The sequence below is a fragment of the Mesorhizobium sp. WSM4829 genome (genome assembly GCF_055811475.1).
In genome coordinates this window covers 21717-42223 of the sequence record NZ_JBVVQJ010000010.1, presented here as the reverse complement: position 1 = coordinate 42223, position 20507 = coordinate 21717, and the positions used below count along the sequence as shown (strand labels likewise).

The 20507-nt window shown below is 64.3% G+C and carries 21 protein-coding genes; 12 read left to right on the top strand and 9 right to left on the bottom strand.

Annotated elements, in window-relative coordinates; all coding sequences use genetic code 11:
• Positions 1-176 precede the first annotated feature (176 nt).
• The 7 genes from radA (at position 177) to AC0L17_RS12135 (ending at position 5919) form a co-directional block, all read left to right on the top strand.
• Positions 177-1580, top strand: coding sequence for a DNA repair protein RadA (gene radA / locus AC0L17_RS12165; RefSeq protein ID WP_473516098.1), 1404 nt, complete (start codon positions 177-179; stop codon positions 1578-1580).
• Positions 1581-1607: 27 nt separating this feature from the next.
• Positions 1608-2276 (top strand): CvpA family protein, encoded by a 669-nt coding sequence (locus AC0L17_RS12160; RefSeq protein ID WP_023800716.1) that lies wholly within the window; start codon positions 1608-1610, stop codon positions 2274-2276.
• Between the two features lie 78 nt (positions 2277-2354).
• On the top strand, positions 2355-3824 hold the full coding sequence (gene purF / locus AC0L17_RS12155; protein ID WP_023800717.1) for an amidophosphoribosyltransferase: 1470 nt from the start codon (positions 2355-2357) through the stop codon (positions 3822-3824).
• Between the two features lie 27 nt (positions 3825-3851).
• Positions 3852-4142, top strand: coding sequence for a hypothetical protein (locus tag AC0L17_RS12150; RefSeq protein ID WP_473516002.1), 291 nt, complete (start codon positions 3852-3854; stop codon positions 4140-4142).
• Positions 4139-4885, top strand: a complete 747-nt coding sequence (locus tag AC0L17_RS12145) for an SDR family NAD(P)-dependent oxidoreductase (RefSeq protein WP_473516001.1) — start codon at positions 4139-4141, stop codon at positions 4883-4885. The genes AC0L17_RS12150 and AC0L17_RS12145 overlap by 4 nt, the downstream gene beginning before the upstream one ends.
• 81 nt (positions 4886-4966) lie before the next feature.
• Entirely contained in the window at positions 4967-5596 is a 630-nt protein-coding gene (locus tag AC0L17_RS12140) for a hypothetical protein (RefSeq protein WP_027152684.1), read from the top strand.
• Positions 5597-5715: 119 nt separating this feature from the next.
• Positions 5716-5919: a hypothetical protein gene (locus tag AC0L17_RS12135; RefSeq protein ID WP_027152685.1), complete on the top strand. Its 204-nt coding sequence runs from the start codon at positions 5716-5718 to the stop codon at positions 5917-5919.
• A gap of 14 nt (positions 5920-5933) precedes the next feature.
• Here the strand turns inward: AC0L17_RS12135 and AC0L17_RS12130 are convergent, their stop codons facing one another.
• Together AC0L17_RS12130 and AC0L17_RS12125 are read right to left on the bottom strand one after the other, a co-directional pair.
• Complete coding sequence (locus AC0L17_RS12130) at positions 5934-6440, bottom strand: OsmC family protein (protein WP_023800720.1); 507 nt, start codon at positions 6438-6440, stop codon at positions 5934-5936.
• A gap of 142 nt (positions 6441-6582) precedes the next feature.
• Complete coding sequence (locus tag AC0L17_RS12125; protein ID WP_473516000.1) at positions 6583-7611, bottom strand: MerR family transcriptional regulator; 1029 nt, start codon at positions 7609-7611, stop codon at positions 6583-6585.
• Positions 7612-7866: 255 nt separating this feature from the next.
• On the opposite strand from AC0L17_RS12125, the gene AC0L17_RS12120 reads away from it, so the two are divergent.
• A complete protein-coding gene (locus AC0L17_RS12120; protein ID WP_167366307.1) occupies positions 7867-8742 on the top strand; it encodes a DMT family transporter in 876 nt (291 codons plus the stop codon).
• 171 nt (positions 8743-8913) lie between these two features.
• Here the strand turns inward: AC0L17_RS12120 and AC0L17_RS12115 are convergent, their stop codons facing one another.
• Positions 8914-9777 (bottom strand): LysR substrate-binding domain-containing protein, encoded by an 864-nt coding sequence (locus tag AC0L17_RS12115; protein WP_473515999.1) that lies wholly within the window; start codon positions 9775-9777, stop codon positions 8914-8916.
• Between the two features lie 112 nt (positions 9778-9889).
• On the opposite strand from AC0L17_RS12115, the gene AC0L17_RS12110 reads away from it, so the two are divergent.
• Together AC0L17_RS12110 and AC0L17_RS12105 are read left to right on the top strand one after the other, a co-directional pair.
• A complete protein-coding gene (locus tag AC0L17_RS12110) occupies positions 9890-10297 on the top strand; it encodes a tautomerase family protein (protein WP_091590519.1) in 408 nt (135 codons plus the stop codon).
• A 182-nt stretch (positions 10298-10479) separates the two neighbouring features.
• Complete coding sequence (locus tag AC0L17_RS12105; protein WP_473515998.1) at positions 10480-12702, top strand: AMP-binding protein; 2223 nt, start codon at positions 10480-10482, stop codon at positions 12700-12702.
• 3 nt (positions 12703-12705) lie between these two features.
• On the opposite strand, the gene AC0L17_RS12100 is transcribed toward AC0L17_RS12105, so the two are convergent.
• The 3 genes from AC0L17_RS12100 to AC0L17_RS12090 form a co-directional block, all read right to left on the bottom strand.
• Positions 12706-12969 carry a hypothetical protein gene (locus AC0L17_RS12100; RefSeq protein ID WP_023800726.1) on the bottom strand — a complete coding sequence of 88 codons (264 nt, stop codon included), beginning with the start codon at positions 12967-12969 and terminating at the stop codon, positions 12706-12708.
• Positions 12970-13155: 186 nt separating this feature from the next.
• Positions 13156-13971, bottom strand: a complete 816-nt coding sequence (locus tag AC0L17_RS12095; RefSeq protein WP_023800727.1) for a CDP-alcohol phosphatidyltransferase family protein — start codon at positions 13969-13971, stop codon at positions 13156-13158.
• Positions 13972-13974: 3 nt separating this feature from the next.
• Entirely contained in the window at positions 13975-14673 is a 699-nt protein-coding gene (locus AC0L17_RS12090) for a phosphatidylserine decarboxylase (RefSeq protein WP_236371635.1), read from the bottom strand.
• Between the two features lie 245 nt (positions 14674-14918).
• On the opposite strand from AC0L17_RS12090, the gene AC0L17_RS12085 reads away from it, so the two are divergent.
• The gene (locus AC0L17_RS12085; RefSeq protein ID WP_473515997.1) at positions 14919-15791 is read left to right on the top strand and encodes an SMP-30/gluconolactonase/LRE family protein; all 873 of its coding nucleotides are present in this window, start codon (positions 14919-14921) and stop codon (positions 15789-15791) included.
• Positions 15792-15794: 3 nt separating this feature from the next.
• Here AC0L17_RS12085 and AC0L17_RS12080 read toward each other — a convergent pair whose 3' ends face one another.
• From AC0L17_RS12080 to AC0L17_RS12070, 3 genes are all read right to left on the bottom strand, one after another.
• Entirely contained in the window at positions 15795-17681 is a 1887-nt protein-coding gene (locus tag AC0L17_RS12080) for an ABCB family ABC transporter ATP-binding protein/permease (protein ID WP_473515996.1), read from the bottom strand.
• A gap of 102 nt (positions 17682-17783) precedes the next feature.
• Positions 17784-18110, bottom strand: coding sequence for an ArsR/SmtB family transcription factor (locus AC0L17_RS12075; RefSeq protein WP_473515995.1), 327 nt, complete (start codon positions 18108-18110; stop codon positions 17784-17786).
• A gap of 166 nt (positions 18111-18276) precedes the next feature.
• Positions 18277-19686, bottom strand: coding sequence for an Ig-like domain-containing protein (locus tag AC0L17_RS12070; protein ID WP_473515994.1), 1410 nt, complete (start codon positions 19684-19686; stop codon positions 18277-18279).
• Positions 19687-19850: 164 nt separating this feature from the next.
• Here AC0L17_RS12070 and AC0L17_RS12065 point away from each other — a divergent pair, with 164 nt between their 5' ends.
• On the top strand, positions 19851-20462 hold the full coding sequence (locus tag AC0L17_RS12065) for an LOG family protein (protein ID WP_027152697.1): 612 nt from the start codon (positions 19851-19853) through the stop codon (positions 20460-20462).
• Positions 20463-20507: the final 45 nt, after the last annotated feature.

Below are 20507 nucleotides of genomic sequence, written 5' to 3'. Positions count from 1 at the left end.
CCCCCGCAAGGGGGGAGATCGGCAGCTTCTGCGTTGGCGTCTCTTCTTCAACATTGGAGATTGGCGAAAGCATTCGTGACATCCAATCTCCCCCCTTGCGGGGGAGATGTCCGGCAGGACAGAGGGGGGTGGGCGGGATCACCAGCCTCAGGCCGCTTTGGAGCGTCATCAACCTGATGGCCAAGTCCCGCGTCCAGTTCATCTGCCAGAATTGCGGATCGGTGCATCAGCGCTGGGCTGGCAAATGCGATGCCTGCGGCGAGTGGAACACGCTGGTCGAGGAAGGCACCTCCGGCGGCATCGGGTCGGGGCCGGTCAATACCCGCAATGCGCGCAAGGGCCGCGCCGTGGTGCTCACGACTTTGTCCGGCGACATCGAGGACGCGCCGCGCATCGTTTCCGGCATCGGCGAGCTCGACCGCGCCACCGGCGGCGGTTTCGTGCGCGGCTCGGCCCTGCTGGTCGGCGGCGATCCCGGCATCGGCAAGTCGACGCTGTTGACCCAGGCGGCCGCAGCACTGGCGTCCAAGGGCCACCGCATCGTCTACGTCTCGGGCGAAGAGGCGGTTGCCCAGATCAGGCTGCGTGCGCAGCGGCTCGGCGTCGCCGATACTCCGGTGGAGCTTGCCGCCGAGACCAATGTCGAGGACATCCTCGCCACCATCGCCGACGGCAAGCGGCCGGACCTGGTGATCCTCGATTCGATCCAGACCTTGTGGACCGACATGGCCGATTCGGCGCCCGGCACCGTCACCCAGGTGCGTGCCGCCGCCCAGGCGATGATCCGCTATGCCAAATCCACAGGCGCGGCGATCGTGCTCGTCGGCCACGTCACCAAGGAAGGCCAGATCGCCGGGCCGCGCGTCGTCGAGCATATGGTCGACGCGGTGCTTTATTTCGAGGGCGAAGGCGGCCACCACTACCGCATCCTGCGCACGGTCAAGAACCGCTTCGGACCGACCGACGAGATCGGCGTGTTCGAAATGTCTGACATGGGCCTGCGCGAGGTCGCCAATCCATCCGAGCTTTTTCTCGGCGAACGCCATGCGAAAGCGCCGGGCGCCGCGGTTTTCGCCGGCATGGAAGGTACCAGGCCGGTGCTGGTCGAGATCCAGGCGCTGGTGGCGCCGTCGTCGCTGGGCACGCCGCGTCGAGCCGTCGTCGGCTGGGACGGTGCCCGGCTGTCGATGATCCTCGCCGTTCTCGAAGCCCATTGCGGAGTCCGCTTTGGCACGCATGACGTCTATCTCAACGTCGCCGGCGGCTACCGTATCTCGGAGCCTGCCGCCGATCTGGCGGTGGCGGCCGCACTGGTTTCCTCGCTCACCGGTCTTGCCCTTCCCGCCGATTGCGTCTATTTCGGCGAAATCAGCCTTTCGGGCGCCGTGAGGCCGGTTGCGCACGCGCAGCAGCGCCTGAAGGAAGCCGAAAAGCTGGGTTTTGGAAGCGCGGTTCTGCCCTTGGGCAGCGAGGAACTTGCCGGGGGGATAGGGGCCGGCGCTTTCCAGCCCACCGAGCTTGGCGATCTCGTGGCGCGCATAGCCGGCTCACGGCGCAGCCGCGCCGACGAGCAAGAATGACGCGGCTCATGAAGTGGGGCAAAAGACATGCCGATTACGCTGCTTGACGGAATTCTCGTCGGCTTCACCTTGGTCTCGGCGATGCTCGCCATGGTTCGCGGCTTTTCGCGCGAGGTCCTATCCGTCATCTCCTGGATAGCGGCGGCCGCGGCAGCGTTCTTTTTCTATCAACCGGTCCTGCCTTACGTTCAGCCCTATGTAGACAATGAGAAGATTGCCATGGTGGTGGCCGCCGGCATCGTCTTCATCGTCGCACTGATCGTCGTCTCCATCATCACCATGAAGCTCGCCGACTGGATCATCGATTCCAGGGTCGGCGCGCTCGACCGCACGCTTGGTTTCCTCTATGGCGCGGCGCGCGGCATCCTGGTCGTCGCGGTGGCCCTGCTGTTCTTCAACTGGCTGGCCGGCCCCAAGGCTCCGGGCTGGGTCGCCGATGCCAAGTCGCGGCCGCTGCTCGAATCGATCGGCGCCAAGCTCGAAAGCTTGCTGCCCGAGGATCCGGAAAACGCGATCCTCAACAGGCTCAATCCGAATCAGCCGGCACCCGAGACCGGCGCCGAGACACCTCCGGCAGCGGATGCACCCGCGGCGGACGCACCGGCGACCGGCGACGATGCTCCGGCGCCCGACGGCAGCGAGACCGACGCGCCACCGGCCGACAATGCACCGGCCAATCCGGCGCCGGCAAACTGACGATCATGTGAAGGCCCCAAACTCTACGTTGCTCTCGAGCCGTCATCACACTATATAGCGACTTTAGCGGAGCTGAAGATGGCAGACGCAGACGACGTGCTTTCCGCCGAGGCTGACGATCATTTCCATGACGAATGCGGCGTGTTCGGTATTTTTGGCCGGCAGGACGCTGCGGCTATCGTCACGCTCGGCCTGCATGCGTTGCAGCACCGCGGCCAGGAAGCGGCCGGTATCGTTTCCTATGACGGCACCCAGTTCCATGTCGAACATCATGTCGGCCTGATCGGCGATACGTTCACCAAACAGCGCGTCATTGACAGCCTGCAAGGCAACCGCGCCATCGGCCACACGCGCTACGCCACCACCGGCGGCGCCGGCCAGCGCAACATCCAGCCGTTTTTCGCCGAGCTCGCCGATGGCGGCTTCGCCGTCGCCCACAACGGCAACCTCACCAACGCCATGACGGTGCAGCGCGCGCTTCAGAAACAGGGCGCGATCTTCTCGTCGACCTCCGACACCGAGACACTGCTGCATTTGGTCGCCACCAGCAGGGAACGCGATCTCAACTCGCGCTTCATCGATGCGGTGCGCCAGGTCGAAGGTGCCTTCTCGCTGGTGGCGATGACTTCAAAGAAGATGATCGGCTGCCGCGATCCGCTCGGCATCCGGCCGCTGGTGCTCGGCGATCTCGACGGCGCCTGGATCCTGGCTTCCGAAACCTGCGCGCTCGACATCATCGGCGCGCGTTTCGTGCGCGACCTGAAGCCCGGCGAGATGGTCGTCGTCACCGCCAAGGGCATAGAGAGTCTGTTTCCGTTCGAGCCGCAGAAAACCCGCTTCTGCATCTTCGAATATGTTTATTTCGCGCGTCCGGATTCGTCGGTCGAGGGCCGCAACGTCTACGAGGTGCGCAAGCGCATCGGCGCCGAGCTGGCGCTCGAAAGCCCGGTCGAGGCCGACATCGTCGTGCCGGTGCCGGACAGCGGCACTCCGGCGGCGATCGGCTTTTCGCAAGCCGCGGGCATCCCGTTCGAGCTCGGCATTATCCGCAATCACTATGTCGGCCGCACCTTCATCCAGCCCGGCGATTCGATCCGCCACATGGGCGTCAAGCTCAAGCATAACGCCAACCGCCGCATGATCGAAGGCAAGCGCGTGGTGCTGGTCGACGATTCGATCGTGCGCGGTACCACCAGCCAGAAGATCGTGCAGATGGTGCGCGATGCCGGCGCCAAGGAAGTGCACATGCGCATTGCCTCGCCGCCGACGCGCGCTTCCTGTTTCTACGGCGTCGATACGCCGGAGAAGTCGAAGCTGCTGGCGTCGCGCATGTCGGTGGAAGAGATGGCCGAGTTCATCCGCGTCGATTCGCTCGGTTTCCTGTCGATCGACGGGCTCTACCGCGCCGTCGGCGAGGCCGGCCGCGACAATGAGCAGCCGCAATTCTGCGACGCCTGCTTCACCGGGCAATATCCGACCCGGCTTGCCGATTTCGAAGGTTCGGACAATGTGCGCACGCTGTCGCTGCTGGCGGCGGGCGGGGCGTAGAATTCCAACTCCGGAGCGAGGTGAGACATGAGCACTCCAAGGGGCTTGTGGAAGAACCTCAGTGATTCATTCTCTTTTGCGAAATCCTTGCTCAAAGATCAGATAGATTCCGAGGTCGATATTGAGACGCCTCTTGGTAGCGGGTTTCTTTTTTGCCAAGTGAGAGAGTCAAGGGAGACCCAAAACAGATACGTCGTCGTCAAAGCTATCGGCGGTGATTCAACAGTTTTTGTTCCTCTTGATGAGAACTCCGCCAAGCAGTTGATTTCCTTCCTTCAGCTGTCGTTCTTAGACCAGCAAGCCAAGAATAACTCATGACCCCTGCCCTCGACCTTTCCGGCCGCGTCGCGGTCGTCACCGGTGCCTCGCGCGGCATCGGCTACTTCATCGCCCTGGAACTTGCCGCCGCCGGCGCACACGTCATCGCCGTTGCCCGCACCGTCGGTGGGCTGGAGGAACTCGACGACCAGATCAAGGCGGCGGGCGGACAAGCCACGCTTGTGCCGCTCGACCTTGCCGACATGGCCGGCATCGACCGGCTGGGCGGCGCCATCCATGAGCGATGGGGCAAGCTCGACATCCTGGTCGCCAATGCGGCGGTGCTCGGCGTCATCTCCCCGATCGGCCATGTCGAGGCCAAGACTTTCGAGAAAGTTATGACCATCAACGTTACCTCGACATGGCGGCTGATCCGCTCGGTCGACCCGTTGCTCAGGCTCTCCGACGCTGGCCGTGCCATCGTGCTTTCCTCCAATGCCGCCCATTCGGCGCGGGCCTTCTGGGCGCCCTACGCGGCGTCGAAGGCGGCAGTCGAGACGATGATGCGTTCCTGGGCGCATGAGACGGAAAACCTGGCCCTCAGGGTCAATGCCGCCGATCCCGGCGCCACCCGCACCGCCATGCGTGCGCAGGCGGTGCCCGGTGAGGATCCGGAGACGCTGCCGCATCCCCAGGAGATCGCCAAACGCATCGTGCCGCTGGCCAGCCCGGCGCTTACGGAGACCGGGCTGATCTTCCAGGCCAAGCACAACCGCTTTGTTGCCTACCGGCAGCCGGAGTAGACGCATCGCGCATTTCGACGGAAGAATTGCGCCGCCGCCGACGTTATTGGAATGCCAGAATTTCCGAAACGGAGGACCACCATGCGCAGACTGCTTCTCGTCACCGCCGCTGCATCGCTGGCAGCCATCGGCGTCGCATCCTCGCAGGATGCGACGATGAGCTTCTTCGTCACCAGCGTCGGCTCGGGCAAGGGCGCCGATCTCGGCGGCCTCGCGGGCGCCGATGCGCATTGCGCCTCGCTGGCTGAAGCCGCGGGCGTTACGGGCAAGACATGGCACGCCTACCTCTCGACCAGCGACACCGATGCACGCGATCGCATTGGCACGGGACCGTGGTTCAACGCCAAGGGCGTCAAGATCGCCGACGATGTCGCTTCGCTGCATAGCGATGCCAACGCCATCACCAAGCAGACGGCGCTCAACGAAAAGGGCGAAGTGGTCAACGGCCGCGGCGACAAGCCCAACCGCCACGACGTGCTGACCGGGTCCAAGCCCGACGGCACGAAAATTGCCGACCAGACCTGCGGCGACTGGACGCTCAGCGGAGCGGAAGGTGCGGCAATGACGGGCCATCACGACCGCACCGGTCTCGACGATTCGGCCGCTGCCAAATCGTGGAATTCCTCGCACGCTTCACGCGGCGGCTGCAGTCAGGAGGCACTGAGGAGCACCGGCGGCGACGGCCTGTTCTACTGCTTTGCCGTGAACTGAGGCGGCCTAACAAATGCAGAACACGCTGGCGTGGCGACCCACCGCGCCAGGCCGCGCTTTCGCCGATCGCCCAGAATTGATAGGATCACCCGACTCCCACAACAAGCGAGGAAATTTCCATGGCTTCGAGCGTAGCGCTGGTCTGGTATCTGGTGATTGCCGGCCCGCAAGGCGGCATGGTGGTGCTGCCCAGCACGTTCGACACTCGCGAACAGTGCGCCTTCGCCGTCACCGAATATCAGAAGCAGCCAACGCCGGCCGGCTGGTCGGTGCAGTGCGTGCCGAGCGCCTCGCCGTTCGCCGACGAGGGCGAAAGCGAGTAGCCGGCGGCGCGCGTTCAGCGCTGAGCGCTGACCGTCAGTTCCGGCCTGGTATTGATGGTCTGAAACACCACGCAATAGCGTTCGGTCAGCTTGAGCAGTGTGTCGACGCGGTCTTGTGGCTCGTCGCTGTCGAGGTTGAAATTCAGCCGGATGGCGCGGAAGCCGACCGGCGCATCTTTTGCCACGCCTAAGGTGCCGCGAAAATCGAGATCGCCTTCGGCCTCCACGGTGGCGGCGCCGAGTTTGAACTCCAGCGCCGTCGCCACTGCCTTCAGCGTTACGCCAGCGCAAGCGACCAGCGCCTCCAGCAGCATGTCGCCCGAGCACAGTTCGAGCCCGGAACCGCCGGTAGCCGGATGCAGACCGGCAACGGCGAGCGCCCTGCCGGTCTCGACCTTGCAGGCGATCGACTGGTCGTCGACCGAGCCCTTGGCCCGAAGCGTGATCAGCGCGCGCGATGCGTCGTCGCGATACGCCTCCTTGAGCGGCGCCTGCATGGCCTTCAGTCCGGTGGTGTCCATGTCCAACCCTTTTCGGCAGTCATTTTCATCGCTCGTCACGATACTCGAATAGAACCGGTACGGCCTAAACCTTGATTTCACGACATTTGGATCGGAGTGACAAGCTGTCCAGACATTGCTGCGTCGTTAGACTTGATGCCTTTCATGCGGCCTGGGGCCGCCAAGCGATGACGCCGTCCGTCCGCGCCCGCACCTCGGGTGAGGCCAGGCAGGTGGCGACGGCCTCGTAGTCGGGAGTGCCGGGGTACCGGGCGACGTACGTTGGCGGGCTGTGATTGGCGGGGCAGAGGATGATCGCTTCGTCGGTGCCGACAGCCGCCAGGTCGAGTATCGCGCAGGAGCGCGTGAGCAGAAAAAGCGGTCGACCGCGGGGGCCGCGGCGACGCAAATGGGCAATCAGGGCTTCTTGCGAGGCTTGATCCAGCCCCTGTTCGATCATGTCGACGACCAGGATGGCCGGACCTTCGGCTTCCAATCCGACGAGTAGAGCGATCATTGCGTCTGACACTGCGGCACCGTCCTCGACGAGCCAGGCCAGCGTCTGATCGACCCGCGACCTGAGAGCTGGGTCGGCGTCCACACGAGCCAGAGCCGCCGCACAGCCATTCGCCAGTCGATCCAAGCCAAGGAAGGCGGCTTCAGGCAATGTCTCGGCCAGGCGCTGAGCCAGCCGGGTCTTGCCACTGCCCAGCGGGCCGATGATGTAGTTCAGCGGTCGGATCTGTCCCAGTTCGAACCGCTCGCCTCTCCAAGGCCAGGGAAGGTCGAAAGCGAGCGTAGCCTCTGGCGCCAGCAGGCGCGCCAGTTCCCCGGCGCTTGGCGCTTCGCCTCGAGCAAGGTCGTCCCGCAGGCTACCGATCTTCTCTATTACGCCGACAAGCTGGCGCAGCCGGCTCTCGAGTACTGCCTGGTGTGCGGCCAAGGCCGGCTCCATGCCCCGGGAGTCACCCTCCATCACCCGCGCCACCTGGGCCAGGCTGAAGCCAAGCGCGCGCAGGGCCGCGATCTCGGCGGCGCGGCTCATTTCGACAGGACCGTAGGCGCGCCATCCGGCCGCAGTGCGGATCGGAGCGATCAGGCCGCGCTGCTCATAAAGCCGCAGGGCCTTGGCCAACACCCCGAGCCGGCCGGCGGCTTCGGAAGCGTTCAGGAACTGGGCGGAAGAGTTCATGAATCACCTTGTTGCTGTTGACCGCCTTTCTATCGGGGCTGATCCTGGGGCCGAGTCAACAGGGATGTTCGCGGTCCGCAGGAGCCGTGGGAGAGGCAAGATCACTTCGTGTCGAGCTGACACATCGGCTTTGATGAGATGAATCGACTTGCAAAAGGGCATTTCCGCAGCGGCTGCAGGATACGGCAACCCCTGCTGACAGTACGGTGTCAGGACAGGGCAGCATAGTCTGGTGACATGACCGGATTCCCAACCATGCCTGACACCGCCGCCGAGCGCACCCTTGGCATCATCCTGGTTTCGGCGTCGGCAGCGGTGTTCGGCCTCACCGGCGTGCTAACCAAGTCGATCCATGCCGATCCGCTGACCATCACCTGCTGGCGGGGCTTCGTCGGCTCGATCCTGATCACCCTCTATGTGCTTTGGCGGCGCCGTCAATCCGGTGGGCGTGAAAGCCTGCGCCTCGGCTGGCGCGGCTGGCTGTTGGCGAGCGAGGGCGCGCTAGCCAGCATCGCCTTCATCTCGGCGTTCAAGTTCACCTTCGTCGCCAATGTTGCGATCATCTACGCCACTGCGCCCTTCGTCACCGCGCTGCTTGCCTTCATTCTGGTTCGTGAGCGCTTCCGGCTGCAGACGCTTGCCGCCGCCGCCGTGTCGCTCAGCGGCGTGGCGATCATGGTCTGGTCCGGCTTCGGCACCGGCCATCTGTTCGGCGACGGGCTGGCGCTGCTGATGACAATCGGCAGCGCGCTCTACATGATCATGGTGCGCGCTTTCCGCGACACGCCGGTAGTGTGGGCCGGGGCGGTGTCGGCATTCCTTTTGTTCGTGCTCGGTTGGTTCGTCACCGATCCATTGGCCGTCTCGGCCAGGGACGCAGTGTTGCTCGTCGCCTTCGGCACGTCGTTCGCGCTGGCCTCTATTCTGTGGACGGAGGGCGCGCGGCTCATTCCGGCTGCCGAATCCGGCCTGCTGGGCTCGGCTGAAGTACCGTTCGCGATCCTGTTCGCCTTCCTGTTCCTGGCCGAGGTCCCGCCAGCCGCCAGCATGATCGGCGGCGCCATCGTGCTCTGTGCGGTGTTCGCCCATGGCGGGCGCGACTGGCAAGCGGCCAGGCAGCGCTCTGCCTGAGAAAAATTTGCCCCCGAAAATAAAACTGCGGGTGCAAATAAATTAGCAAGGTCATGGAACCATCAACAGGTTCAGGCATTGTTGACTTTGACGGGTCATCCAAGTCCCCCCAAACCCCTCGGCCCGTCTAACCTATAGCCGATCGCAAGATCGGCTTTTTCTTTTGCGAAATCAGCTCGGTGCGCCTGGCAAGGCAAGGTTGCCGCTGAACAGCGCAGCCAGATCCTGGGCCGGGGGCTCGGCATCCTGGCGCAGCCGGATGGCGAACTCGGCGATGGGAACCTGCGGCAGACCAAACTCGCGCGGTGCCTCGACGATGCCGGAATGGGCAAACCGCGCCGTCCGCAGCGTCAGAGCAATGCCGGCATGCACTGCCGTGCGCAGCCCGGCCAGGCTGGCACTGCCGGCTGCGATGCGGTAGCGGCGGCCTGCCCTGTCGAGTGCCGCGATCGCCGCTTCGCGAAAGCCGCAATGCGGATCGAGCAGCGCCAGCGGCAGTTCGTCCTGGCGTGTGGCCAAGCCTCTTTGCGAACAGAGCCACATCATCGGCTCGCGGAGCACGCCGATCTCGTCCGGCGCCGGAGCCTGTCGCATGGCGATCATCAGATCGAGGATGCCGGTTTGCAGCGCCTCGGCCAATTCGGCGGACCGGCCGACGCGCAGTTCGATCCTGACGCGCGGATAGCTCGCGGCAAAGGCCCTGAGCAAATCCGGGAGGCCGCTGTCGGCGAAATCTTGTGTCGAGCCGATGGCCACGCGCCCATCGGCTCGCACGCCCTTGAGGGCCAGCCACGCTTCGCGATGCACAGCAAGGATGCGCCGCGCATGACCGGCCAGATCTTCGCCCGCCGGCGTCAGGACGCGCCCTCTTCCCTGCGGCGCCAGAAGTGGTTCGCCGACAATATCCTCAAGCCGCTGCATCTGCGTGGTCACCGCCGACGCCGAGCGCCCGACAAATGACGCCGCCTGCGCCAGCGAGCCGCTGTCGACGAAGGCGAGAAAGGTTTTGAGGAGGTCGGGGTCGAGCATTGTCATAATTCGACAGTATCAAAGTTTTCCCTGAAAACAATTCGATTTTCATAACGCAGGAGCGATGGCAAAGATTTCTGACGGCGAACAGACGCCGCGTAACCCGAGGAGAGAAATTATGCCGATCATCAATGTCAGCGTCACAGGCAAGCCCGATGCAGCTTTGTCCGCCGCTATCGCCAGGCAGGTGACCGAACTGACCGCCACGCATTTGCGCAAGGATGCGACGATCACAGCGGTGGCCATTTCCTACCATGACCCCGAGCACTGGTTCGCCGGCGGCAAGTCGTTGGCCGAGCATGACGCCAACAGTTTCTGGCTCGACATCAAGGTGGTCGACGGCACCAACACCAAGCTTGAGCTGGAGGCCTATCTCAAGGCGCTCTTCCTTGGCTTTGGCAGCCTGCTGGGCAAGGTGCATGAGGAGAGCTATGCCTTCGTGCATGAAGTCCCGGCCGCCGCCTATGGCTATGGTGGCAAGACACAGGAATTCCGCTTCATCAGCGGGAGGCTGAAAGCGGCGTGAGCCGCCCCATCAATCCAGGCTCATGCCGCAGGCGCTTTCTCTGCCGCACTTTTCATGGCCGGCCAGGCCAGTAATGCGAAGGTACCGCACCTCCGCATTGACGTTGAGCCCACTTCGTCTAGGTTCTCATCGAAGCGGTCACGAAGAGCCGCGAGGTCAAAATCTGTTGGGAGAGACGCGGCATGATCCTGACACTGGCGCTGCTTGCGGGTCTCGTCGCGGCCTGGCTGCTGATCGGCGTGGTGGAAAAATTCCGCCTCGGCCTGCGCTTCACGCAGGCGCTGCTCTATGTGCCGTTCAAGCTCGCCTACCGGATTGCCGATGATCGTATCAAGATCGCCCGCAGAACAGCCGCCCCGGTCATTTACGTCATTTCGCACCAGTCGCGCGTCGAACCGGCGCTGATGCTGTCACTGCTGCCGGAAGACACGCTGCACATCCTCGACGAGGTCTCGGCGCGATCGCCCTGGCTCGAACCATGGCGCGAGCTTGGCCGCACTATCGCTTTCAACGCTGAGCATGTCTTCGTCAGCCGCCGGCTGGTGCGGGTGCTGAAGGGCAAGGGCCGCCTTGCCGTCTATCTGCCGGATGCGGTCGAGCCTGATATCAAGACATTTCGCCTGTTTCGCGCCGTCACCCGCATTGCCATGCAGGCCGACGCCCGCATCGTGCCGGTCTTCGTCGCCGGCGCGCGCACTCTGCCGGTATCGCTGACTGCGGCGGACAAGGCGCCCCGGCGCTGGTTTCCGCTCCTGTCCATCAGCGTGCTGGAGCCGATGACCATCGCCGAGCTGGTGGCGCGAAACCCTGATCAGTCCTCGAACACCAATGCGCTGTTCGACCGTTTCGCCGAAGCCCGGCTTTTCGGCAGCGATCTTGACCGCGGCCTGTTCCTCGCCATACGCGACGCCGCCGACCGAGTCGGCGCTTCGCATCCCATCGTCGAAGACGTGGTCAGCGGCACGCTGAATTACAGAAAGCTGTTCATCGGCGCGCGGGTGCTGGGCCGCCGTTTCGAGGCGGTGACGGCGCGGAATGAAGCGGTTGGAGTGCTGCTGCCCAACGCCAACGGTGTCGTGCTGTCGCTCGTTGGCCTGTTGTCAGCGAGCCGGGTGGCGGCGATGATCAACTACACTGCAGGCCCGGCCAGCGTCACCGCCGCCGTGCGCACGGCGGAGATCCGCACCGTGGTCTCGTCGCGCGCCTTTGTCGACAAGGCCAGCCTCGCTGACATCGTCGCGGCGGTAGAAGAAGGCGGCGCCAGGCTGTTGTGGCTGGAGGATGTGCGGGCCAGCGTAACCGTGCTGGACAAGCTCGCCGCCGCCTTGCTGTGGCGCTGGCCGCTGCAGCCGCAGAATGCGGCCAAACCAGCGGTGATCCTGTTCACCTCAGGCTCGGAAGGCACGCCGAAGGCGGTGGTCCTGTCGCACAGAAATCTTCTCGCCAACGCCATGCAGGCTGAGGCCCGCATCACCATCTCGCCGGCCGACATCCTGCTCAACGTGCTGCCGGTGTTCCACTCGTTCGGGCTCACCGGCGGCACTATCCTGCCGCTGGTCACCGGCGTGAAACTGTTCCTCTACCCCTCGCCGCTGCACTACAAGCTGATCCCCGAGGTCGCACGCAAGGCAAGGCCGACGGTCATGTTCGGCACCGACACCTTCCTCGCCAACTATGCGCGCACCGCCAAGGACGGCGATTTCTCCAGCCTGCGCTTCATCGTCGCCGGCGCCGAAGCGGTGAAACCGGAGACGCGCCGCGTCTACCGGGAGCGCTTCCAGGCCGAGATCATCGAAGGTTTCGGGCTGACCGAGGCAGCGCCCGTCGTTGCCGTCAACACCGCCATCCACGGCCGCGACGGCACGGTCGGGCGACTGTTGCCGGCCATGCGCATGAAGCTCGAGCCGGTCGAGGGCATCAGCGGCGCCGGACGGTTATTGCTCAAGGGGCCGAATTTGATGATGGGCTACATGACCTCAGATCGGCCCGGGGAATTGCAGCCGCTCGACGGCTGGCACGATACCGGCGACATCGTTTCTGTCGACCGCGAGGGCTTCATTACCATTCGCGGCCGGGCCAAGCGCTTCGCCAAGATCGCCGGCGAGATGGTGTCGCTGGGCGCGGTCGAGATGCTGGTGCAGTCGCTGTGGCCGGAAGAGCACCACGCTGTGGTGGCGGTGCCGGACAAGCGCCGCGGCGAGCGTATCGTGCTGGTCACCACCGCCGATGACGCCGACCCCGATGAATTGCGCAAATTCGGCAGACAAGCCGGCGCCGCCGATCTGATGGTGCCGAACGACATCGTCAAGGTCGAGGAAATCCCGGTGCTGGGCTCTGGCAAGACCGACTACGTCTCGACCCGCAAACTGGCGATTGACCGACTGGGGCTCAGCGCGGCGGCCTAGCGCCTAGAGGACCACCACCGACAACAGCAGGATGAACCCGACCGCCATCATCAGCAGGCCCGGCCAGTTCTGCGACAGGCCGAGGAAACCGAGGCCGCGCCGCCGCGGCTCAAGTGTCGGGCCTGGCGTTGCAAGATTTGGCGTCGAGCGATCCGGCGCCGCGCGAGCAGGCGCCGGATCGCTGAGCCGCCCACGCCAAAGGGCTGCGCCGGCCATATACACAACGCCAGCGACAATGAGCAACGCGCCAATGAGGACGACAGCCATTTCTCCTCACTCTTCTTTAAGCTCCTGCGCCTGGGACAGCAGCTTCAAGGACTGATAGCGAGGCGTTCGCGACGTCGCTCGCCTCGCCCGCTGAGACAGAACGGTCAAGACGCCGGCAGGTTCCGCTAGAGCGGGATGCGTCCGACTTGAACTAATTGAACTATCAGCGAATTGGCGACAGATCTGTCAGCCGAAGTCCGAAGGCGGCACCTTCTCGCCTTCGCGCTTGGCGCGCCTGGAATAGGCGCGGATGCTGAGCGGCAGGAAGAGCAGATAGCCGGCAACCGACGCCGTCAGCGTGTACCAGGGATAGGTCATCAACAGCAGGATGTAGAGGACGACACCGAGGATGATCGGCAGCACCTTGTCGCCCGGGACTTTCAGGCTTTTTCCGGAATAGACCGGCAGCCGGCTGACCAGCAGGAAGGCTATCAGAACGGTGAAACCGGCGGCGATGAAGGCGGCAGGGCGGGACGGCTCCACACCAAGCCGCAGGAAGTACAGGTAAAGCGGCAGCATCACCAGCACGGCGCCCGCCGGCGCCGGCACGCCGACGAAATACTCGGTCTGCCACTGCGGGCGATCAGTTTCTTCGTCGAGCACGTTGTAGCGAGCGAGTCTCAGCCCGCAGGCGATGGTGAACAGCAGCGCGGCAATCCAGCCCGGCGAGCCGGCCTGGTCGAGCAGAAAGGCATAGAGCACCAGCGCGGGTGCTACGCCGAAATTGACGATGTCGGCCAGCGAATCCATCTGCGCACCGAATTTGGACGTCGCCTTCAGCATGCGTGCCAGACGGCCGTCGATGCCGTCGAGGAAGGCGGCCAGCAGCACCATCACCACTGCCGGCTCGAAACGGCCTTCGAAGCCGAAGCGGATGCCCGAGAGGCCGGCGCAGATGGCGAGCACCGTGACAAGATTGGGCAGCACCATGCGCATCGGAATTTCACGGATGCGCGGGCCGCCGCTGCCATGCGCCTCGAATTTTTTGAACGGCGCGCCCACGGCTCAGGACACCCGCACGAGCGGCGTTGCGGCAACGCCGCCGAATTCGGCCAGTATGGTTTCACCGCCGACCGCAGTCTGGCCGACGGCGACACGCGGCGTGGCGGTCGACGGCAGGAACACATCGACTCGCGAGCCGAAGCGGATCAGCCCGAAGCGCTCGCCGATGCCGATCGTGCCGCCGGTCTCGGCCCAGCAGACGATGCGCCGCGCCACCAGGCCGGCTATCTGCACCGCGGCCACCGTGCCGTTAGGGCTGTCGATGACCAGGCCATTGCGCTCGTTGTCGGCACTCGCCTTGTCAAGTGCGGCGTTGAGGAACTGGCCGGGCCGATGCTCTATCCTTGTGATGCGGCCGCGCACCGGAGCCCGGTTCACGTGGCAGGAAAAGACGTCCATGAACACCGAGATGCGGGTCATCTCGCCGCCCCCGAGGCCAAGTTCGCGCGGTGGCACTGCCGGACCGACCGCCGTGATGATGCCGTCGGCCGGGCTCACCACCAGCCGGTCGTCGACCGGCGTGACGCGCTCGGGATCGCGGAAGAAATAGACGCACCAGGCCGTCGCGATGAGGCAGACCCAGAACAGGATCGAAGAGAAATAGCCGAGGAAAAGCGTCACCGCTGCGAAGGCGGCGATAAACGGATAGCCTTCGCGATGGATCGGAACCAAGGTTTTCTTGATCGTGTCGACGAGGTCCATGGAATGGAAACAGCCTAGTTTCAGGTCCGGCCTCAATAGCGGAAACACCCTGTGGCCGCAACGCGACAATGAGGGAACGCCGGATCCGGCGTTCTCGTCCGCATTAGCCGATCGCGGGCGTTGGAAGGGTTCCAATGCGCCCGTCCAAAAAAGCATGACTGTTGTCGGGGCGAACCGGCCTCACGCGTCCTTGGAGATACGGGCCTTGTCAAAGCGCCCGCCGAACGAAAGCTGGAGGCAACAAAATGCTGTCACGGAAATCAGCAGCAAAGGAAGCGCGGGTCGTGATGAACGGTCTGGCGTTCGGGGAATCGCCGCGCTGGCATGATGGCAGGCTTTGGTTCTGCAACTGGGGAACCGGCCAGATCATCGCCGTCGATGCCGACGGCAACAGTGAGGTCATGCTCACCGTGCCGGCCACCCTGCCCTATTCGGTCGACTGGCTGCCGGACGGTCGCCTGGTCGTCGTCTGCGGGCGTGAGGGCTTGGTGCTGCGGCAGGAAGCAGACGGGACGCTGGTCACCCACGCCGATCTGCGACACCTCTCAGGGAACGCCTGGAACGAGATCGTCGTCGACGGGCGCGGCAACATCTACGTCAATGGCGGTGGGCCAGCGCCGGTTCCCGGCCAGCATTTCGGCCCCGGCACCATCGTGCTGATTGCACCGGACGGGTCGGTGCGGCAGGTGGCGGACAAGATCGCCTTCGCCAATGGGATGGCGGTGTCGCCTGACAACAAGACGTTGATCGTCGCCGAGTCCCACGCCAACAGGCTGACCGCCTTCGACATCGCCGCCGATGGCGGCCTTGCCAACCGGCGGCGCTGGGCCGACCTCGGCAACGGCTTTCCCGACGGCATCTGCCTCGATGCCGAAGGCGCCATCTGGTATGCCGACGTCCCCAACCGGCACTGCGTGCGGGTGCGCGAGGGCGGGGCGATGCTCGACAGTGTCGATGCCGATCGCGGCTGCTTTGCCTGCATGCTCGGCGGCGCCGACGGCAAGACGCTGTTCATCGTCGCCGCCGAATGGCGCGGCTTCGAGCACATGATCAGCGATGCGCGCACTGGCCAGGTGCTCAGCATCGAAGCTTCCGCGCCGGGCGCTGGCTGGCCGTAGGGGCTACGACACCTCGGAGGGGCGGCGGCGGACGACAACGCCGAACTCGTCGCGCTCGCGAGCAATGCGCAACCGCTCCTCGGCCTCGGTTGCCTCACGCTGGCGATCCCACATCGACGCGTACAGGCCGGCCTTGCGCATCAAGGCGGCATGCGTGCCGCGCTCGGCGATCTGGCCGTCCTGCAGCACGATGATCTCGTCGGCCGAAATCACCGTCGACAGCCGGTGGGCGATGACGATGGTGGTGCGACCCTTGCTGACGAGGTCGAGTGCCGCCTGGATCTCCTGTTCGGTATGGCTGTCGAGAGCCGAGGTCGCCTCGTCGAGCATCAGGATCGGCGGCGCCTTCAAAATGGTGCGGGCGATCGCCACGCGCTGCTTCTCACCGCCGGACAGTTTCAGTCCGCGCTCTCCGACCATCGAACGGTAGCCGTCGGGCAGCCGCTCGATGAACGGCCCGATCTGGGCGAGTTCTGCCGCCTTGCGCACATCCTCCTCGCTGGCATCGACGCGGCCGTAGCGGATGTTGTAGGCGATGGTGTCGTTGAACAGCACGGTGTCCTGCGGCACCATGCCGATCGCCGCGCGCAAGCTCTCCTGAGTCACGTCGCGAATGTCCTGGCCGTCGATCAGAATCTTGCCGCCCTGGATGTCGTAAAAGCGGAACAGCAGCCGCGAAATGGTCGACTTGCCGGCGCCCGATGGCCCGACAATGGCAACCGTCTTGCCGGCCGGCACTTCGAAGCTGATGCCTTTCAGGATCTTGCGGTTGGGATCGTAGGAAAACTGCACGTCGCGGAACTCGACCTTGCCGGAGCCGACGACCAGCGGCTTGGCCCCCGGCTTGTCGACGATCTCCTGCGGCACATCGAGCAGATCGAACATCTGCTCGATGTCGGTCAGGCCCTGGCGGATTTCGCGATAGATGAAGCCGATGAAGTTGAGTGGCACCGAAAGCTGGATCAGCATGGCGTTGATGAAGACGAAGTCGCCAACCGTCTGCGTGCCGGCCTGCACCTCCAGCGCCGAAAGGCACATGACGATAACCGTTCCGAGACCGAAGATGACGCCCTGGCCGAAGTTCAGCCAGCCGAGCGATGTCCATATCCTGGTGGCAGCGGTCTCGTAGCGCGCCATCGAACGGTCGAAGCGCTCGGCTTCCATGCCCTCGTTGTTGAAATACTTGACCGTCTCGAAATTGAGCAGCGAGTCGATCGCCTTGGTGCTGGCATCGGTGTCGCTGTCGTTCATGTCGCGGCGAATGACGATGCGCCAGTCGCTCGCCCTGATGGTGAACCAGATATAGAGGCAGACCGTCACCGCCACCACAGCCACGTACTTCCAGCCGTAGGTGACCGCGAAGATGCCGGCTGTCAGCGCGAATTCGAGGATGGTCGGCAAGGTGTTGAGCACGGTGAAGCGGACGATCGTCTCGATGCCCTTGGTGCCGCGCTCGATGATGCGCGACAGGCCGCCGGTGCGGCGCTCGAGATGGAAGCGCAGCGACAATTGATGCATGTGGATGAAAGTGCGGAAGGCGAGCTGGCGCACCGCATATTGTCCGACGCGGGCAAACAGCGCGTCGCGCAGCTGGTTGAAACCGAGCTGCACCAGCCGCACGACATTGTAGGCGATGACCAGCATGACTGGCGCCAGCAGGAAGGCCGGCAGCGGCGGCGCCGACTTGGCGTCACCAGCCAGCGCATCGGTCGCCCATTTGAAGAAGTAGGGACCGGCAACCAGTGTCAGCTTGGCGACGACCAGAAGCACGGTCGCCCACACCACCCGCGCCCGCAAATCGGCACGGTCGGCCGGCCACATATAGGGCCAAAGATTGCGCAATGTCTTGAAAGTCGAGCCAGAATCGGCGGAGACGGTTTTTTCGGCCATTTTATCGCCTTTTCGTATTTCTTATTAGCTTGACCATGATCTCTTTTCCGAGAACCGGCTTCCGCTTTTCGCTGACGCGGTTCTTCGGTTCGGGATGATGGTCTAGCGGCCGGAGCAGCACGAACTGACCAGCGCGGCCAGCGATGCGCAAACATCTTCGAGCGCATCGCTGTCGACTTCATAGCGCGAGCGTTGCCGATCCGGCTGGTAGCGGACGAGCCCGGCACCGACCAATATCTTCAGGTGCTGCGAAACGGTGGACTGCGCCAGGTCGAGATGGTCGACGACCTCGCGGCAGCAGCAGGAGTGGCTGGCCGAAAGGTGCCGGAGAATTTCGATCCGGGCCGGATGCGAAAGCGCGGCGAGCTTTGCGGCGACGGCCTGGCTGTCGGCGAAGCCGCAGGTCTTCTCGGTCAAGGAAGCGTTCATCGTCTATCGGCGATAGACGATGAATGAACTTTCCGCAAGAGCCCGCTAGAGAAGAAAGGATTTCTAAAGCGCGTCGCGTTCGACCAACCTCATGCGACGCGCTTTAGTTTGTTGCTTTATGCATGTCGTTATCGCAAAACCGCTGCACACTTTTGCGCGACATGCATTAGTTGGCCTTTGTCGGGGCCGTCGTCATCTGGTCGCCCATCGCCTTGAGGTTGGCGGCTTCGCCTTCCTGCGATTTTCCGGGGACCTTGAACACCTGCCCCGGCCAGATGCGGTCGGGATTCCTGATCTGATCCTGATTGGCGAGGTAGATGGTCGAGTAGCGAACGCCTTGGCCGTAGACGCGCCGCGAAATCCGCCACAGCGTATCGTGGCGGCGGATGATAACGGCGCTGTCGGCGTGTTCGAGTTTCGGCGCCGCGGTCTCGGGCACTCCAGCCGGAGGCGTCGCAGCCGCCACATCGGCTGGCGCCTCGGTCGCGGGCGCCGCAGGCGTGGTTGCCGGCGCGGTCGGCTTTGCCTCGGCAGGCGCCACGGCGGCGATCGACTCGCCCGGCTCGCGCTCGAACGGCACGGCGGCACGGGCCACCACCTTGACCCCGTCGGCATCGAGCGCATCGACGTGGATCGTGTAGGTGCCGACCGGAATGTTGCGCGTCGCCTCGACTAGGAAATGGCCGTCGGGCGAAGTTTTCGCGTCGCCGAGCAAGATATCGTTGGCATAGGCGCGCACCTTGCGGCCGGGGTCGGCGAGCCCGGCGACGAAGATCTTGTTGCCGTCGATCTCGATCGCTTCGACGACGACCTTTGGCCCTGCAGCTGGTGTCGCTGGTGCGGCCGGCCCGCCCGGAGCGGGCGCGGGGACGGCTTCGACGGTGGCCGGCGCCGTGGCAGCCGGTGCGGCTGGGGCTGGTGCTGCGGCAGCGGGGTCCTCGGCAGCGGAGTCCTCGGAAGCCGGGGCGGCCGCCTTGTCGCCGGCAGGCGATTCAGGCTTTGTCTCGGGTGTAGGAACGGTGAGCAATTCGGAGGCCTTGCCCGGCTCCTCGATCATCGCCAGCACCTGGCCAGCAGGACTCTTGGGAATCGAGACGATAGCCGTCTGCGCCGAGGGGGTCACGACATTGCCGGTCATCGAGCGCAGCGCGATCGTGTAATCGCCGGGTTTCAGCGCATCGTCGAGAACGATGGCAAAAGCGCCATCGGCACCGGCGACCGTCGAGCCGAGAACCGTCGAACCGTTGAGAATCTCGACCTTGGCGTTGGGTGCGGCTTTGCCGGCGACGACAATAGAGCCCTTGATCTCGACCCGAACGATGTCGAAAGTCGGCGCAATCGCATCGGCCGTGGCCGGCGCTGCCGGTGCCATCGCACCAGCGGCAGGCGCCGGCGGCGGCGGTGCATCGGTCACTGGTTCGGGCGACGTCTCCACCGGCGGCGTCAGCGATGCCACTTCCGCCGGCGGCGTGCGAGTGAGATACGGATCGAGCGCGCCCGACACATAGGCGGTTCCCGCCGCGGCGACGGAGCCGCCGACGACGAACAAAAACGCCTTCAAAGGATTAATTGCCATATTTCCCTGCCCTTAGCCACCTAATGCGGTCTAGCCTGTTTTGCCCAAGGCGACAAGAACAAGGGGGACCGACAAGAAAAAGGGCCGACACGAATAAACGGGGCTGACAAGAAAAAACCCGCCCGGGCTTGACCGCGAATAAAGACCCAATCACCAATCATCTCATGAACACGATTCGATCCATCTGCGTCTATTGCGGCTCGTCTCCGGGCCGCGATGTAACCTATGCCAAGGCCGGACACCTGCTTGGGCGTTCGATCGCCAAGTCCGGCCTGCGTCTGATCTATGGCGGCGGTACCAGGGGCATCATGGGAGCCGTCGCCGAGGGCGCAATGCGGGCCGGCGGCAAGGTGACCGGGATCATTCCGCGCTTCCTGATCAACAGGGAGGCCACCGAAACCGCGCTTGACCGGCTTGACGAGCTCGTCATCACCGAAAACATGCACGAGCGCAAACATACGATGTTCGAGAAATCCGACGCGTTTGTGGCGCTTCCGGGCGGCATCGGCACTGTCGAGGAAATCATCGAGATCATGACCTGGGGCCAGCTCGGCCATCATCGCAAGCCGATCGTCTTCGGCAACGTTGGAGGATTCTGGGACCCGATGCTGGCGCTGCTCGACCATATGATGGCCGAAGGCTTCATCCACACCGCGCAGCGGGTCAGGCCGCTGGTGGTCGACGATCCGGAAGCGATCGTCGCTGCCATCATGGTCGCGGGATCGTCGGTCGACGCACCGACCGAAGGCGTGCAGTCGGTGATCGACAAGCTTTAGGGTATAGGGGAGTATGTAGTGCATGCCGCGCTCATGAGGCGCTGC

Coding starts and splice junctions, on each gene's coding strand:
- AC0L17_RS12105 (WP_473515998.1), top strand. CDS start 10,480: ATGATCCTGACACTGGCGCTGCTTGCGGGTCTCGTCGCGGCCTGGCTG.
- purF (WP_023800717.1), top strand. CDS start 2,355: ATGGCAGACGCAGACGACGTGCTTTCCGCCGAGGCTGACGATCATTTC.
- AC0L17_RS12135 (WP_027152685.1), top strand. CDS start 5,716: ATGGCTTCGAGCGTAGCGCTGGTCTGGTATCTGGTGATTGCCGGCCCG.
- radA (WP_473516098.1), top strand. CDS start 177: ATGGCCAAGTCCCGCGTCCAGTTCATCTGCCAGAATTGCGGATCGGTG.
- AC0L17_RS12070 (WP_473515994.1), bottom strand. CDS start 19,686: ATGGCAATTAATCCTTTGAAGGCGTTTTTGTTCGTCGTCGGCGGCTCC.
- AC0L17_RS12090 (WP_236371635.1), bottom strand. CDS start 14,673: ATGGACCTCGTCGACACGATCAAGAAAACCTTGGTTCCGATCCATCGC.
- AC0L17_RS12100 (WP_023800726.1), bottom strand. CDS start 12,969: ATGGCTGTCGTCCTCATTGGCGCGTTGCTCATTGTCGCTGGCGTTGTG.
- AC0L17_RS12065 (WP_027152697.1), top strand. CDS start 19,851: ATGAACACGATTCGATCCATCTGCGTCTATTGCGGCTCGTCTCCGGGC.
- AC0L17_RS12145 (WP_473516001.1), top strand. CDS start 4,139: ATGACCCCTGCCCTCGACCTTTCCGGCCGCGTCGCGGTCGTCACCGGT.
- AC0L17_RS12110 (WP_091590519.1), top strand. CDS start 9,890: ATGCCGATCATCAATGTCAGCGTCACAGGCAAGCCCGATGCAGCTTTG.
- AC0L17_RS12140 (WP_027152684.1), top strand. CDS start 4,967: ATGCGCAGACTGCTTCTCGTCACCGCCGCTGCATCGCTGGCAGCCATC.
- AC0L17_RS12125 (WP_473516000.1), bottom strand. CDS start 7,611: ATGAACTCTTCCGCCCAGTTCCTGAACGCTTCCGAAGCCGCCGGCCGG.
- AC0L17_RS12080 (WP_473515996.1), bottom strand. CDS start 17,681: ATGGCCGAAAAAACCGTCTCCGCCGATTCTGGCTCGACTTTCAAGACA.
- AC0L17_RS12075 (WP_473515995.1), bottom strand. CDS start 18,110: ATGAACGCTTCCTTGACCGAGAAGACCTGCGGCTTCGCCGACAGCCAG.
- AC0L17_RS12120 (WP_167366307.1), top strand. CDS start 7,867: ATGCCTGACACCGCCGCCGAGCGCACCCTTGGCATCATCCTGGTTTCG.
- AC0L17_RS12115 (WP_473515999.1), bottom strand. CDS start 9,777: ATGACAATGCTCGACCCCGACCTCCTCAAAACCTTTCTCGCCTTCGTC.
- AC0L17_RS12130 (WP_023800720.1), bottom strand. CDS start 6,440: ATGGACACCACCGGACTGAAGGCCATGCAGGCGCCGCTCAAGGAGGCG.
- AC0L17_RS12085 (WP_473515997.1), top strand. CDS start 14,919: ATGCTGTCACGGAAATCAGCAGCAAAGGAAGCGCGGGTCGTGATGAAC.
- AC0L17_RS12160 (WP_023800716.1), top strand. CDS start 1,608: ATGCCGATTACGCTGCTTGACGGAATTCTCGTCGGCTTCACCTTGGTC.
- AC0L17_RS12150 (WP_473516002.1), top strand. CDS start 3,852: ATGAGCACTCCAAGGGGCTTGTGGAAGAACCTCAGTGATTCATTCTCT.